Source organism: Frigoribacterium sp. PvP121, from assembly GCF_017833115.1.
Lineage (GTDB): Bacteria > Actinomycetota > Actinomycetes > Actinomycetales > Microbacteriaceae > Frigoribacterium > Frigoribacterium endophyticum.
Genome location: NZ_JAFIBR010000001.1, coordinates 812,624 through 825,197 on the forward strand (window position 1 = coordinate 812,624; position 12,574 = coordinate 825,197).

18 protein-coding genes and 1 tRNA gene are annotated in these 12,574 nt (G+C 74.0%); 3 read left to right on the plus strand and 16 right to left on the minus strand.

Annotated elements, in window-relative coordinates; translation table 11 throughout:
• Position 1: 1 nt before the first annotated feature.
• From JOE43_RS03870 to JOE43_RS03900, 7 genes are all read right to left on the minus strand, one after another.
• Positions 2 to 1,171: a zinc-dependent alcohol dehydrogenase gene (locus JOE43_RS03870; RefSeq protein ID WP_209514855.1), complete on the minus strand. Its 1,170-nt coding sequence runs from the start codon at positions 1,169 to 1,171 to the stop codon at positions 2 to 4.
• Complete coding sequence (locus JOE43_RS03875) at positions 1,168 to 1,641, minus strand: hypothetical protein (RefSeq protein ID WP_209514857.1); 474 nt, start codon at positions 1,639 to 1,641, stop codon at positions 1,168 to 1,170. The genes JOE43_RS03870 and JOE43_RS03875 overlap by 4 nt, the downstream gene beginning before the upstream one ends.
• A 151-nt stretch (positions 1,642 to 1,792) precedes the next feature.
• Entirely contained in the window at positions 1,793 to 2,674 is an 882-nt protein-coding gene (locus JOE43_RS03880; protein WP_209514859.1) for a manganese catalase family protein, read from the minus strand.
• Between the two features lie 156 nt (positions 2,675 to 2,830).
• Positions 2,831 to 3,226 (minus strand): ATP-dependent DNA ligase, encoded by a 396-nt coding sequence (locus tag JOE43_RS03885; RefSeq protein WP_307803229.1) that lies wholly within the window; start codon positions 3,224 to 3,226, stop codon positions 2,831 to 2,833.
• 132 nt (positions 3,227 to 3,358) lie between these two features.
• Entirely contained in the window at positions 3,359 to 3,835 is a 477-nt protein-coding gene (locus JOE43_RS03890) for a hypothetical protein (protein WP_209514873.1), read from the minus strand.
• Positions 3,836 to 4,303: 468 nt separating this feature from the next.
• Positions 4,304 to 4,582 (minus strand): hypothetical protein, encoded by a 279-nt coding sequence (locus JOE43_RS03895; RefSeq protein ID WP_209514875.1) that lies wholly within the window; start codon positions 4,580 to 4,582, stop codon positions 4,304 to 4,306.
• Positions 4,582 to 4,746, minus strand: a complete 165-nt coding sequence (locus JOE43_RS03900) for a hypothetical protein (RefSeq protein ID WP_209514877.1) — start codon at positions 4,744 to 4,746, stop codon at positions 4,582 to 4,584. The genes JOE43_RS03895 and JOE43_RS03900 overlap by 1 nt, the downstream gene beginning before the upstream one ends.
• A gap of 231 nt (positions 4,747 to 4,977) precedes the next feature.
• Here JOE43_RS03900 and JOE43_RS03905 point away from each other — a divergent pair.
• Positions 4,978 to 5,048 (plus strand) — tRNA-Gly (locus JOE43_RS03905).
• Between the two features lie 97 nt (positions 5,049 to 5,145).
• On the opposite strand, the gene JOE43_RS03910 is transcribed toward JOE43_RS03905, so the two are convergent.
• The 4 genes from JOE43_RS03910 to JOE43_RS03925 all read right to left on the minus strand — a co-directional run bounded on the left by JOE43_RS03910 (position 5,146) and on the right by JOE43_RS03925 (position 7,669).
• On the minus strand, positions 5,146 to 6,318 hold the full coding sequence (locus tag JOE43_RS03910) for an NAD(P)-binding domain-containing protein (RefSeq protein ID WP_209514879.1): 1,173 nt from the start codon (positions 6,316 to 6,318) through the stop codon (positions 5,146 to 5,148).
• A 203-nt stretch (positions 6,319 to 6,521) separates the two neighbouring features.
• Positions 6,522 to 6,977, minus strand: coding sequence for a MarR family winged helix-turn-helix transcriptional regulator (locus tag JOE43_RS03915; protein WP_056058516.1), 456 nt, complete (start codon positions 6,975 to 6,977; stop codon positions 6,522 to 6,524).
• A 292-nt stretch (positions 6,978 to 7,269) separates the two neighbouring features.
• Positions 7,270 to 7,431 (minus strand): hypothetical protein, encoded by a 162-nt coding sequence (locus tag JOE43_RS03920; RefSeq protein WP_209514881.1) that lies wholly within the window; start codon positions 7,429 to 7,431, stop codon positions 7,270 to 7,272.
• Between the two features lie 94 nt (positions 7,432 to 7,525).
• Entirely contained in the window at positions 7,526 to 7,669 is a 144-nt protein-coding gene (locus JOE43_RS03925; protein WP_156370189.1) for a hypothetical protein, read from the minus strand.
• A gap of 271 nt (positions 7,670 to 7,940) precedes the next feature.
• Here JOE43_RS03925 and JOE43_RS03930 point away from each other — a divergent pair, with 271 nt between their 5' ends.
• Both JOE43_RS03930 and JOE43_RS03935 read left to right on the plus strand, forming a co-directional pair.
• Positions 7,941 to 8,297: a hypothetical protein gene (locus JOE43_RS03930; protein WP_209514883.1), complete on the plus strand. Its 357-nt coding sequence runs from the start codon at positions 7,941 to 7,943 to the stop codon at positions 8,295 to 8,297.
• A gap of 13 nt (positions 8,298 to 8,310) precedes the next feature.
• Complete coding sequence (locus JOE43_RS03935) at positions 8,311 to 8,646, plus strand: hypothetical protein (protein WP_056058522.1); 336 nt, start codon at positions 8,311 to 8,313, stop codon at positions 8,644 to 8,646.
• On the opposite strand, the gene JOE43_RS03940 is transcribed toward JOE43_RS03935, so the two are convergent.
• The 5 genes from JOE43_RS03940 to JOE43_RS03960 all read right to left on the minus strand — a co-directional run bounded on the left by JOE43_RS03940 (position 8,636) and on the right by JOE43_RS03960 (position 12,479).
• Positions 8,636 to 9,349: a GAF and ANTAR domain-containing protein gene (locus JOE43_RS03940; RefSeq protein ID WP_209514885.1), complete on the minus strand. Its 714-nt coding sequence runs from the start codon at positions 9,347 to 9,349 to the stop codon at positions 8,636 to 8,638. The genes JOE43_RS03935 and JOE43_RS03940 overlap by 11 nt on opposite strands.
• Before the next feature lie 47 nt (positions 9,350 to 9,396).
• Positions 9,397 to 10,182, minus strand: coding sequence for a hypothetical protein (locus tag JOE43_RS03945; RefSeq protein WP_209514887.1), 786 nt, complete (start codon positions 10,180 to 10,182; stop codon positions 9,397 to 9,399).
• Between the two features lie 406 nt (positions 10,183 to 10,588).
• Positions 10,589 to 10,861: a hypothetical protein gene (locus JOE43_RS03950; protein WP_056058532.1), complete on the minus strand. Its 273-nt coding sequence runs from the start codon at positions 10,859 to 10,861 to the stop codon at positions 10,589 to 10,591.
• 150 nt (positions 10,862 to 11,011) lie between these two features.
• Entirely contained in the window at positions 11,012 to 12,106 is a 1,095-nt protein-coding gene (ald, locus tag JOE43_RS03955) for an alanine dehydrogenase (RefSeq protein ID WP_209514888.1), read from the minus strand.
• Between the two features lie 85 nt (positions 12,107 to 12,191).
• The gene (locus tag JOE43_RS03960) at positions 12,192 to 12,479 is read right to left on the minus strand and encodes a hypothetical protein (protein ID WP_056058539.1); all 288 of its coding nucleotides are present in this window, start codon (positions 12,477 to 12,479) and stop codon (positions 12,192 to 12,194) included.
• Positions 12,480 to 12,574: the final 95 nt, after the last annotated feature.

Genomic DNA, 12,574 nt, shown 5'->3' on the forward strand with positions numbered 1-12,574 from the left:
GCTACGGGCGGAACACCGCCCGCACGCAGCCGTCCTCCTTCTCCTTGAACATCTCGTAGCCCCGCGGCGCCTCGTCGAGCGGCATCACGTGGGTCGCCAGGTGCTCGGTGGTCAGCTCGCCGGCGGCCATGCGCTCGAGCAGCATCGGCGTGTACCGCTGCCCGTGCATCTGGGCCCCGCGCATGGTCAGCCCCTTGTTCATCAGCGCCCCGAGCGGGAACTTGTCGACCACCCCGCCGAAGACGCCGAGCACGAACACGCTGCCGCCCTTGCGGGCCGCCGTCACGGCCTCGCGAACGGCCGTGGGCCGGTCGGTCTGCAGCCTCAGCTGCTGCTTGACCATGTCGTAGCCGAAGTCGGGCCGGTCGCGGTGGGCCTCCATGCCGACGGCCTCGATGCAGACGTCGGGGCCCCGGCCGCCGGTGAGCTCGCGCAGCTCGGGCAGCACCTCGACCTGCGTGTAGTCCATCGTCTCGGCGCCGATCACGTCACGCACCTGGGCGAGCCGCTCGGGCAGCCGGTCGATGACGACGACGCGCTCCGCGCCGAGCAGCAGGGAGGCGCGGGCCGCCATCTGCCCGACGCCGCCGGCACCCCAGACGGCCACCGTCGACCCCGGCCCGACGCCGCCGAGGTCGGCGCCCATCCAGCCGGTCGGGGCCGCGTCGGAGGCGAAGAGCGCACGCTCGTCGCTCACCGACTCGGGCACGGCGAAGGCCCCGACGTCGGCGTACGGCACCCGGATGTACTCCGCGTGGCTGCCCGCCCAGCCGCCGACCGCGTGCGAGTAGCCGAAGCAGCCGCCGGGCGACTGGCCCCAGAGGCCCTCGGCGATGCCCGCGTTCGGGTTGCCGTTGTCGCAGAGCGAGTACTGCTCCTGCCGGCAGTACCAGCAGCGGCCGCAGGCGATGAACGAGTTGACGACGACCCGGTCGCCGACGGCGTGCCGGCGCACGGCCGAGCCGACCTCGACGACCTCGCCGACGAACTCGTGGCCGAGCACGTCGCCGGAGCGCATCGTCGGCACGTAGCCGCCGAGCAGGTGCAGGTCGCTGCCGCACGAGGTCGTCAGCGACACCTTCACGATCGCGTCGTGGGCGTTGAGCAGCCTCGGCTCGTCGACCTGCTCGACCCGGAGGTCGTTCACCCCGTTCCAGACGAGCGCCCTCACAGCGCACCCGCCCCGAACGCGCGACGCTCGGCGCCGTCGACGAGGGCACCCGCGACCGTGTGCTTCCGGTGCCCCTCGGGCCGCGGCAGCTGCTGCAGCACCTCGCCCGTCTCGACGCGCGTCTTGAGCTCGCGGAGGGCCCGGCGCAGCGTGTCGGATGGGTCGCCGCCGAGCTGCCGGCGGACGACCGCCTCGGCCCGGCTGCCCGGCAGCACCCGCGCGTGCAGCTCGGTGCCGCGGTCGCCGGGGGCCGGCAGGAGGCGCGTCTCGACGACCTCCGCGAGCCGGTCGAACGGCGGCCCGACGACGCCGCCCGGGGCGATGTCGTCCGGCGTCGCCAGGACGGTCACGGACTTCCAGCCGTCGGCGACGGGCTGCTTCTCCGCGTGGCGCCGGGCCAGGGCCGCGGCGGTCGCCGCCGCGGAGGCGGCGACGCCGGCTCCGAGCAGGGCGAGGGTGCTCTTGTTCATGGTGGTCTCCTTCGGGGGCGGGCGGGTGCGGACGAGCCGACCCGCGACTCCTTCGTCATCAGGGTGGGGGATGCACGAGGACCCCGCCCCGGGCGGGCGTCCCGGGCGGGGAAGCTCGTCCGGGACGGGGTCCTGGTGAGGGAGGGCCTGGTCAGCCCTTGTGGAGGGCGTCCTTGACGGCGCCCTTCGTCTTCTCGACGAGCGGCGACTTGCCGGTCGTGCCGTGGAAGCGCTCGTCGGGCGTCGTCGGCGCGGGCATCGGCGCCGTCGTGGTGGGGCCGTCGTGGTAGCTGAACTCGCCCTTGCCGTCGGGGGTGGGGCCGCTGGCCCACGAGCCCTCCTTCGCGTGCTCGCCGTCGGAGAAGTTGAGGTACTGGTAGTTCACCGTCTGGTCCTCCTTCGACTGCGGGAAGGTGCTCGGCACCGGGAACTGCTCGATGCCGTCGTCCTGCAGCTCCTGGATCGCGGCGAGCCACTGGTTCTGGTGCATGGTGTCGCGGGCGATGAGGAAGCTCAGGAGGTCCTTCACGCCCTTGTCGTCGGTCATGTGGTAGAGCCGGGCGGCCTGGAGGCGGCCCTGCATCTCGCCGTTCGCGTTGGCCGTGAAGTCGGCGAGCAGGTTGCCGCTCGAGGTGATGAACGCGCCCTGCCACGGGTTGCCCATGCTGTCGACGGGGCGGGCGCCGGCACCGGCGACGATGGCCTGCTGCACGTCGGTGCCGCCGATCACGGCCGCCATGACGGGGTCGTTCTGCACGGCCTCGTCGGTGAGGCCGACGGGGGCCTTCTCCAGCAGCTGCGAGATCATGATCGCGAGCATCTCGACGTGGCCGAACTCCTCGGCGGCGATGCCGAAGAGCAGGTCGCGGTACTTGCCGGGGATGTGGGTGTTCCAGGCCTGGAAGCCGTACTGCATGGCGATCGTGATCTCGCCGTACTGGCCGCCGAGCACCTCCTGCAGCTTGCGGGCGTAGACGGCGTCGGGGGCGTCGGGGGTCGCGCTGTGCTGCAGCTCTTGCTTGTGGAAGAACATGGGGGTCCTCTCGTCGAGTGGATGGACCTCCACACCACGCCGGGAGGCGCGGCTCGACACCCAGGGGAGCGCTCGCCGGGGCACGCATCGCCAAACGGGCTTGACGGGAGGCGCGGGGTGCGGGACCCTGCGCAGGCTCCACGGGGCTAGACGGGACTAGGCGCCCTTCGCCCCGGTCGCGATGGACGTCGTCGGGGTCGCCTCGCCCGCGGCGTCGCGGGGCGGCTCGGGGAGGAGCTGGAGGCCCTGTCCGCTGTTGGCCGACTCGGTGAGCACGGCGATCCAGCGCGGGTTGATGGTCGGCGGTCGGCTGCCCGCGACCGAGAAGCGCAGGCTCACGGTCGGGTGGATCCACACGCTGCTGCGGCCGTCGCCGGCCGAGGCGGGCTCCTTCCAGGAGAAGACGAAGCTCTCCTGGCGGCGGATCTTGGTGATGATCACGATCTGGAGGTGGGCCAGCACGCGGTCGTCCAGCTGCACCTCGGCGGTGCCGCCGTCGTAGGTCAGGTAGCCCACGGTGCCTCCCGTCTCCTCGTCACGAGGAGCGCGCACGCCCCCCGACCCATGGTGCCAGGAGGCCGCGCGCCGCGCACCGGGGTGGCCGGAAGGCGCACTCGCGGCGGCGTGCGACCGCCCGCGGTGCCGGCGGCGTGCGCGGTGCCCGGCCTCCCGGCGGTGCGGGGCTCAGCGGGCCGTGTCGTCGGCGTCCTCGATGCACGAGAGCGCCTGCTCGGCGGCGTCGGAGTCGTCGTCGGCGTCGGTCGCGCGGGTGAACGACGAGTTCTCGGCGGCGTCGTCGTTGGCCGACTCGAAGGTCGCGTCGAAGTCGTCCGCCTCGACGTCGCCCGTCGTGGTCCAGAGGCCGATGGTGTCGCTGAGCACGTTGTTCTCGCCGAGGGGCGCCGCGACGTACCAGGTGTCGCCTTCCTGGACGGCGTAGCCGAGCAGCACGTCGTCGGTGGCGCCGTCGGCGAGGGTCGAGAGGGCGGTCGCGCCGATGCGGGTGCACGCGGCGTCGTTGGCCTGGCCCGGGTCGGTGCGGGTGGCGGACGAGCCGGGCACGTCGCCGGCGGGGTCCGTGTTCTGCGCGCCTCCGGTGCAGCCCGCGAGCGGCAGCATCAGCAGGGCGGCGAGGGGCAGCAGGGTCTTCTTCGTGATCATGAGGCCGACGCTAGGAGGACGGCCCCCGCTCCGCCCGTATTCACAGGCCCCCTTGCCCTTGGGCCCGTCGCGTCCCCCGGTGGGCGGGCCCCGCGCGGCCCGGTCGTCGTTTCCCGCAGCGCCCCGTCGTCGTCCCCGGCGCGGTCTGCGGGTCTCTCCGCTCCGCCGTCCCTGCCGAACCCGCGAGTGATCCGTGCCTCGGATCCGCGACTCCCGCCTGACACGGCCGCGGCGGGCCGGATCCCTCTCGGAGTCCCCGGGGAGTCGCGGTCAGGTCGCGAGGACCGGCCTGCCTCCCGGGTCAGGCTGCCGAGCGGATCGGGCGGGCCGAGCGAGCTGGGCGGTCCGAGGTCGGTCGCCCACATCGCTGCTCCACTCCGGAGTGGATCGGCGGATGTGGCTCGTGCTCCTGGCGTGCAGAACCACCGGCACGTCCCCGGAGCGCCCGCACCGACGAGGGCGCACGGCTCAGCCCAGCTCGACCCCGTGCTCGACGAACGTCAGCGCGGCGCAGCGCAGGTCGGGGCACGGCACGTGCTCGCGCGGCCGCCCCATCAGCGTGACCTCGTAGAGGCCCCCGGTGCGCTCGACGAAGCCGAGCAGCGCGGCGACGTCGTCGGAGGGCAGGCGCCGGTCGAGCACCCGCCACTGGCCGTCGTCGATCCGGTGCAGGTGCACGTCGGAGACGTCGGTCAGCGGCACGCGCACCAGCTGCTGCGCGGTCGACGTCTGACCGGCGGGGGTCATCAGGCCACCCCGCTCGCGGCGGGCTCGGTGACGAAGAAGTCGCCGTAGCGGACCTCGTCGCGGCGGGTGGAGCGCTGGCCCGGCGCGGTGCGGCGTCGCGGCCGCGGCGGGTAGGTGGTGATCTTGACCGGTCGGGCGTCAGGATCGCTGACGTAGTGGCTCATGAGGTTCTCCTCTGTCGCCCGGGTCCGCCCAGTCGGCCCCGGTGGTCCCCTCGACGCTAAGCGGGTGGACGGATCGGTGCAGGCCCTTGACAACCGGCCCCCGACCGGGGGACACCGGGTGGAACGGGGGACGCGACGTCGTGAGCGGGCCGTCGGGCAGGCCGTCGGGCGGTCGCACAGACCGAGGAGTCGCGGGTCGCTATAGTGGGGGAGTCCGCCTCACCGCGGCGCGCGAGTGTAGTTCAATGGTAGAACTCCAGCTTCCCAAGCTGGTAGCGCGGGTTCGATTCCCGTCACTCGCTCTCCTGGATCGTCCGGCGCCGTGCTCGCCTCCCCGGCGCGAGTGGTCGCGAACTGCTCGTCACGAGCCCGGCAGCAGCAGTTCGTGACCACTCGGCCTCACCGCCCCGCCGCCGCCGCCCCCGCGCCCAGCCGCTGCACCAGCGCGACCGCCGCCGCGCGGCCCGCCCGGTTGGCGCCGACGGTCGACTGCGACGGCCCGTAGCCGATCAGGTGCACCCGCTCGTCGGCCCGGGCCCGCGTGCCGACGAGCGGCACCCCGCCGAGCGGCCCGCGCAGCCGCAGCGGGTCGAGGTGGTCGAGGTCGGCCCGGAACCCGGTGGCCCAGATGACCGCGTCGACGCTCGTGCTCGATCCGTCGGCCTCGACCACGTGGTGCGGGCGCAGCGCCGTGAACATCGGGCGACGGGTCAGGACCCCTCGGCGCCGCGCCTCCACGGCGTAGCTCGTCCAGCCCAGCCCGGTGTACGAGACGATGCTCGCGGGCGGGCGGCCCTCCGCCGCGTCGGCCGCGACACGGCGCTCGACGTCGACGCCGTCGAGGCTCTGCGTGAAGTCGTGGTCGAGGAAGACGGGCTCGCGCCGGGTGTACCAGAGGGTCGTCGCGACCCGGCTGACCTCCTCGAGCAGCTGCACCGCCGAGATGCCGCCGCCGACGATCGCGACGCGCCGGCCCGCGAAGTCCGAGGCCCGTCGGTAGTCGCGGCTGTGCCGCTGCAGGCCGGCGAACAGCTCGCGGCCCGGCAGGTCGGGCACGACGGGCGTGTTCCACGTGCCGGTGGCGTTGACGACCGCACGCGTCAGCCAGGTGCCCGCCGACGTCTCGACGAGCAGGTCGCCGCCCGGGTCGTCGTCGACCGCCCGGACCGCCGTCACGCGCACGGGCCGCACGATCGGCAGCCGCTCACGCTCCTCGTACGCGGCGAAGTAGCGCGGCACCGCGTCGCGGCTCGGCTCGTCGGGGTCGACGGGCGGCAGGGGCATGCCCGGCAGGTCGAAGATGCCGTTGACGGTGCCCATGTGCAGCGACTCCCAGCGGTGCTGCCACGCGCCTCCCGGGTGGTCGTCGGCGTCGAGCACGACGAGCGAGCGCTCGGCGGCGGCGGCGGCCTCGGGGTCGGGGTCGGGGTCGTCGAGCGCGGAGCCGAACCCGCGCCGCGCCAGGTGGTGCGCCGCCGAGAGGCCGGCCTGGCCGGCACCGACCACGACGACGGTCGCGCGTCGGGCCGTCGGCGACCGCCTGCGGGCCGGGGCCGGGGTCGCGTCGCTCATCCGCGCCTCCTCGTGCCTCGGTGCGGGCGTGCCCGTCGACACGTCGACGGTACCGGAGCCGCGGTGGTCGCCACGTCGAGGGGCAGATCAGCGCCCTCAGGCCCTCGATCCGGCACGTGACGAGCCCCGCCTCGTCGAGGTGACCCGATCTGGGGCCCGCGCGCCGCGGAGGGCCCAGGACGGGGCACCTCGAGGCGCCAGCCTCAGCGCGGGACGCGCTCCGCCTGCGAGGCGATCACGGTGCTCAGCTCGTCGAGGAACGCGCTGATCACCTCGGCCTGCTCCGGGGGCACCTGCATGAGGAACTCCTGCACCGGCGGCACCGTCGTGGTGGTCTCGCAGGCGTCGCGCCCCTCCGGCGTGGTGTGCACGGTCTTGCGGCGACGGTCGCTCGGGTCGGCCTCGCAGAGCACGAGCCCGGCGTCCTGCAACCGGTGCAGCAAGTTCGAGACAGCGGGGGTGGTGAAGCCCAGGGTCGCGGCGAGGGCGCCCGGCGTCATCGGCTGCTCGGTGGCCTCCGCGGCGAGGATGAGCGCGAGGGCGTCCCGCTCCGTCCGCGGCAGGGGCGACGACCCAGCCGTCCGGTCGAGACGCTGCTCGGTGATCCGGTAGCTCTCGAGGGAGGCGTGCAGGCGGGCTGCCTGGATTCGCTGGGGCATCGCGGGGTCCTCTGGGTGATCAGGCCGTCGGGGGTGACGGTGTTCGGTGTGACGCCCGTCGGGCGTCGCCCGCGCGCTGCCGGCCCTGGTGGAGGCGGTGGTCGAGCGGGGTCGTGCGGTCGTCGTCATGCTGTCGTGCGGTCGTCCTGTGTTGCTGTCGTGCGGGTGGTGCCGTGCGGGTGGTGCCGTGTGCCTCGGGGGAGGCGTCAGTCGAGGTCGTCGTCGTCGATCGACGTGTCGAAGTACGAGACGTGCTCGAGCTCGGGAGCGAGGGCGCGGGCGGAGAAGGGCATCAGGCGGCCTCCATCCTCGCGTGCTCGGGGCGGGCCGAGGGGGCATCGACGGGGCTGGCGGAGAACGCCTGCACCTCGGCGGCCGAGAGCGACTGGGGGCCGACCAGGCGACCCGAGACGGCGGCGACGAGCGCCTCGTGGGTGAGCGACCGGAGGTCCATCAGGCGGCCTCCGCCCGGAAGAGGTCGGCGAGGTCGAGGGGCTCCGTCGCGGGGAGCGCGAGGTCCGACCAGGTGGCTGCGGCGCCGGCGGCGTTCACGCGGCGACCCCGAGGGCGACGAGCATGCCGGCGACGACGGTGCCGCACGCGGCGACCGCCGAGGTCGCGATGACGAAGAGGGTGGCCTGGCGCTCGGTGGCTCGGATCTCCGTGAACGGAGACTGGCTCGTGATGCTCATGTCGTTCTCGTTCCTGACGGCCCTGCGCCGTCGTCGTTGCGGGTGGCCCGCCGTGAAGTCGGGCCGTACCGCCGTGAACCGGTACGGGAGAGATGCTGACATGATTTAGCTAGTCCAGCTAGTTAGTCCTCCTAGACACTTCGCTTTCCGGACAACTGCGTCGCGGAGCGCGCCGAACGGACGGGATGAGCGCCTGACGGGCCCCGCCCCGGAGGAGGACACTGGAGGAGGCGACAGCCCCGTCCCGCACCCGACGAACGGACCGAGCACCATGGCCATCTCCAACCTGCCCTACGACGACGGCGTCATCGTGCGTGCGGTCGAGGGCGTCCCGGCGCGTGACCAGTCGGTCTCCGACGTCCGGGTCGACTTCCTCAGCGACGACATCGGGGCCGGCGGCAGCGCCACGGTCACGGCGACCATCACCTGGTCGATCTCGGCGGCGGACGCCGTCGCGATCCTCGACCAGGCGCGCCTGCCGCAGGGCGCCTCCGGGCCCGCCACCGAGAACGGCGCCCACGACCCGCACGCCGCGCCCGACCAGCACCACGACCACGACCACGACCAGCACGCCGACCACGCCCCGCACGACACCGCCGTCGACGACGCGGCCGTGCCCGGCGCCTGAGCGGGGCGCGACCGTGGGGCACCTGATCTACGACCGCGGCACCGCCGAGGTGCAGATGGACGACCGTGTGCTGGCGCACCTCCAGATCGTCATGGTCGCCAAGCTGCGCCGCCACGAGAGCTTCGCCTTCTCGTGGAAGGAGCCCGCGGCGTCCGGCGACGGGCGCAGCACCATCTGGGTCTTCCCGACCGTGAGCCTGCGCTTCCGCTTCGCCGGCAGCCGCCCCCCGGCGATCAACCCCGCCTGGCTGAGGGCGCTCGCCGCCTCCGCCGACAGCGGCCCCGGCCTGCACGTGCTGCCCGAGCCGGCCTCGGCCACCGGGGCCTCGGCGCCGGAGGTCAGAGGCTGAGCTCGCGACGCACCACGCCCTCGGCGACCTCGCGGAGGCGCACCCGGTGGCGCCGGGCGTGGTCACGGATCAGCGCGAAGGCCTGGTCCACCCCCGTCTCGTGCTGGTAGGCGAGGAACCCCTTCGCCTGCTCGATCGTGACGCGGGCGTCGAGCGCCCGCTGCAGCTGGTCGGCGAGCTCGTCGCGGGCGTCGGAGTCGCGCTGCTGGAGCACGCTGATCGTCGCCACGTGGGTCATCGCCTGCAGCAGCACCAGCTCGACGTCGCTCAGGCGCCCCGCCTCGCGCAGGAAGACGTTCATGCCGCCGACGGTCCGGTCGCGCACCGTGAGCGGGATGGCGAGGGCGGCGCGCAGGCCCGACGCCTCGGCCGTCTCGACGAACTCCGGCCAGCGGTCGACGACCCCGTGCACGTCGGGCACCTCGAGCAGGTGGCCGTCCGCGTAGGCGGCGACGCAGGGGCCCGACGCTGTGCCGATCTGCGCCTCCTCGACGTCGACGGAGCGCTCCGAGGTCGACGCGACGACGTGGAGGGAGCCGCCGGCGTCCGCCAGCACGACCGCCGCCTCGGAGGCGCGGGTGTGCGTGACGGTCGCCTGCACGAGCACGTCCATCGTGTCGATGACGTCGTGCCCTCCCCGGAGCGAGTCCGCCAGGTCGACGAACACGCGGGCCAGGTCGATCTCCCTCTGATCAGCGCTCATGCACCGACCCTACGAACGGAGACGGCGGCTCGCTCGCCGATGTCCGGTCACCGAACCGCGAGCTCCTGCAGCTTCGCCACCAGCGCGGTCTTCGTCAGGCGCGAGTACCCCGTGAGCCCCGCGGCGCGGGCGAGGCCGCGCAGGTGCACGAGGGTCTGGGCGTGCAGGTCCTCGCGGGCCTCGCTGCCGTCCTCGCGCGTCACCGTCGTCTCGTCGCTCGGGGGGAGCGGCAGGGCGTAGTCGACGGGAGCGGAGTCGACCGCGGCGGTGGCTGCCGGAGTCGCGGTGCCGGCGGGCGCCCCGGTCGCGTCGGCCGCCGGGCCGGACGTCGGCGTCGACGAGGCGCCGGGTGCCGTGGCCGCCGTGCTTCGCGACGCCTTCGCGGCGGCCTTCTCGGCGCGGCGGGCGGCCTTCGCGGCGGCCTTCTCGGCCGCGGCGACCTCCTCGCGGGCGGCGTCGGCCTTCGCGGCCTTCTTCTCGGCGCGGGCACGGGCCTTCCGGGCGGCGGCGCGGCGCTCCTCGAGCTCGGCGCGCTGGGCGTCGGCCTTCTCGGCCCGACGGGTCGCGGCCTTGATCTCGCCCTTGACGACGACGAGCTGCTGCGCGAGGTCGTCGAGGCCCGGCCGCGTGACGGTGGTCAGCGCCGCCGACCGGGCGCGAGCCTCGGCCACGGCGGCCTTCGCGGCGCGCAGGGCCTCGCGAGCACGGGTCTCGGCCTCGGCGACCTTCGAGGCGCCCCTCGCGGAGCCCTTCTTCGTGGCCCCATTCGCGGAGCCCTTCTTGGTGGCCCCCTTCGAGTCGGGGTTCTTCGGGGTCTTGTCGTCCTTGGGCACGGCGGTCCTTCCTCGGGTGGACGGCGCCGCGAGCACGGGCGCCGTGAGATCGCTGCGGCGAGTCTGGCACCGCGACCTGCGACCGGCCTCAGGTCGCACCTACCGCATCCGTCCCCCTCCCGCGATGTGGACAAGTCGAGCGTGAGATCGAGAGTTATCCACAGGGCTAGACCCTGCCGAAAATGCTGGTCACAGAGCTATGGGCGAATTACACCGATGTGATTTCCACACGTTTGTCCCCAGTTGTCCCCAGTTCTCCACCGGGCGGGCGGCGTGTCGGCACAGGTTCTCCACACGGCATCCACACCCTGTGACAACCCGTGACCCGCACGAGATGCCCTGTGCTGGGCGGTCGCCGACCACGAGGGCCCGGATCGAGTCGCCCGGAGCGAGCTGCGGCGCCGCGTCAGTCGTAGACGCGGCCCAGCACCCACCGGCCCGCGGCGTCGCGCAGCACCTCGAACATGTGGGTCGTGCCGACCCCGTCGGTGGCCTGGAACCGCCACCCGACGAACTGTCGCGGCGGGTGCGTGATGAGCGCGTGCACGAACGTCGGCTCGTCGAAGAGCTTCGTCGGCATGTCGGAGACGCGGTACCGCACCCCGTCGTGCACGAGCCGGTCGGGCACCTCGTCGACGAACCAGAGCGCGACGTCGGATCGGGTCGTGGAGATGTTCATCAGGGCCGCCTCTCTCGAACACGTGTTCGAACAGGGGTCGAGTGTAGGCAGCCCCTCCGACGCTCCGCAAGCGCTCCGGCGCGTCGCCCGCCGACACCGGCGCGTCGCGCCGAGACGCGCCGGCGCGCCCTGCGGCGCGCCCTCCGGCACCTACCCCAGCGGCAGCCCGAGCGCCGACGCGACCCCCGCGTTCGTGACGCGTCCGCCGACGACGTTGAGGCCGAGCGCGAGCGCCGGGTCGGCCTCCGTCGCGGCGCGCCACCCGTGGTCGGCGAGCGCCGCCACGTAGGGCAGCGTCGCCGCCGTGAGCGCCCGCGTCGACGTCTCCGGCACGGCGCCGGGCATGTTGGCGACGCAGTAGTAGACGGCCTCGTGCACCGCGAAGGTGGGGTCGTCGTGCGTGGTCGGGCGCGACCCCTCGAAGCAGCCGCCCTGGTCGATCGCGATGTCGACGAGCACCGCACCGGCCTTCATGCCGGCGACCATCTCGTCGGTCACGAGCTTCGGCGCCGCGGCTCCGGGCACGAGCACCGACCCGATCACGAGGTCGGCGTCGCGCACCTGCGCCGCGATCTCCCACGGCGACGAGTGCCGCGTGGCGACGCGCCCGTCGAAGCGCGCCTCGAGGCTCCGGAGGCGCGGCAGCGACAGGTCGACCACGGTCACGTCGGCGCCCAGGCCGACGGCGGCGGCCGCCGCGTGCTCGCCGGCGACGCCCCCGCCGATCACGACGACCTTCGCGCGCGGGGTGCCCGGGACGCCGCCGAGCAGGGTCCCGCGACCGCCGGAGGCGCGCATCAGGTGGTACGCCCCCACCGTGATCGACAGCCGCCCGGCCACCTCGCTCATCGGCTGCAGCAGCGGCAGCGAGCGGTCGGCCAGCTGCACCGTCTCGTAGGCGATCGCGGTCGTGCCCGAGGCGACCAGCGCCTCCGTCAGGGCCCGGTCGGCCGCGAGGTGCAGGTACGTGAAGAGCACCTGGTCGGCGCGGAGGCGGGCGTGCTCCTCGGCGACCGGCTCCTTGACCTTGACGAGCAGGTCGGCGGCGTCCCACACGGCCGCGGGGCCGTCGACGACCGTCGCGCCCGCCGCGGCGAAGTCGGCGTCGGAGAGACGCGAGCCGAGGCCCGCCCCCGACTGCACGAGCACCTCGTGGCCCCGGCGCACCAGGGTGTCGACCCCGGCGGGCGTGATCGCCACGCGGGCCTCGTTGTTCTTGATCTCGGTGGGCACGCCGACGCGCATGGGGGCTCCGTCCGTCTCGCGGTCGTGTCGACGTCTCTGTCGGGTGACCGGGTGCCTCCATCGTGGCCCGTCGGCGCCGCGGGGGCTACCAGGCGTACTCGTCGAAGTCGATGGCGGCGTCGATGCGCGCCCACTCCGTGGCTTCCTCCGGCTCGTGGGCCGCGTCGACGGGCTCGGTCGGCACCGACTGGAGGCGCACGACGCTCGACGCCGTGACGAGCACCGAGACCAGGCCGTGCGCGACCGTCGAGAAGTCGACGAAGTCCGCTCCCTGTCGGGCGACGGCCGAGATGCGGGCCTTGAGGGCGCCCACGTCGACCGAGGGGTCGAGGTGGTAGAGCTGGCCGTCGATGCTCAGGCTGGTGACGTTCACGGTGACCTCGTCCGGTAGAGCGGCCGAGGCCGCGTGTCCGCCGCTCCCGGGGTCCGGGGGAACGATCTCTCGTGCTCCGATGGTCGCACGTCACG

What these genes read in the sequence shown, in the direction of transcription:
- JOE43_RS03875 (WP_209514857.1), bottom strand. Translation starts at nt 1,641, where the DNA reads ATGAACAAGAGCACCCTCGCCCTGCTCGGAGCCGGCGTCGCCGCCTCC.
- JOE43_RS03880 (WP_209514859.1), bottom strand. Translation starts at nt 2,674, where the DNA reads ATGTTCTTCCACAAGCAAGAGCTGCAGCACAGCGCGACCCCCGACGCC.
- JOE43_RS03890 (WP_209514873.1), bottom strand. Translation starts at nt 3,835, where the DNA reads ATGATCACGAAGAAGACCCTGCTGCCCCTCGCCGCCCTGCTGATGCTG.
- JOE43_RS03895 (WP_209514875.1), bottom strand. Translation starts at nt 4,582, where the DNA reads ATGACCCCCGCCGGTCAGACGTCGACCGCGCAGCAGCTGGTGCGCGTG.
- JOE43_RS03900 (WP_209514877.1), bottom strand. Translation starts at nt 4,746, where the DNA reads ATGAGCCACTACGTCAGCGATCCTGACGCCCGACCGGTCAAGATCACC.
- JOE43_RS03910 (WP_209514879.1), bottom strand. Translation starts at nt 6,318, where the DNA reads ATGAGCGACGCGACCCCGGCCCCGGCCCGCAGGCGGTCGCCGACGGCC.
- JOE43_RS03915 (WP_056058516.1), bottom strand. Translation starts at nt 6,977, where the DNA reads ATGCCCCAGCGAATCCAGGCAGCCCGCCTGCACGCCTCCCTCGAGAGC.
- JOE43_RS03920 (WP_209514881.1), bottom strand. Translation starts at nt 7,431, where the DNA reads ATGGACCTCCGGTCGCTCACCCACGAGGCGCTCGTCGCCGCCGTCTCG.
- JOE43_RS03925 (WP_156370189.1), bottom strand. Translation starts at nt 7,669, where the DNA reads ATGAGCATCACGAGCCAGTCTCCGTTCACGGAGATCCGAGCCACCGAG.
- JOE43_RS03930 (WP_209514883.1), top strand. Translation starts at nt 7,941, where the DNA reads ATGGCCATCTCCAACCTGCCCTACGACGACGGCGTCATCGTGCGTGCG.
- JOE43_RS03940 (WP_209514885.1), bottom strand. Translation starts at nt 9,349, where the DNA reads ATGAGCGCTGATCAGAGGGAGATCGACCTGGCCCGCGTGTTCGTCGAC.
- JOE43_RS03950 (WP_056058532.1), bottom strand. Translation starts at nt 10,861, where the DNA reads ATGAACATCTCCACGACCCGATCCGACGTCGCGCTCTGGTTCGTCGAC.
- ald (WP_209514888.1), bottom strand. Translation starts at nt 12,106, where the DNA reads ATGCGCGTCGGCGTGCCCACCGAGATCAAGAACAACGAGGCCCGCGTG.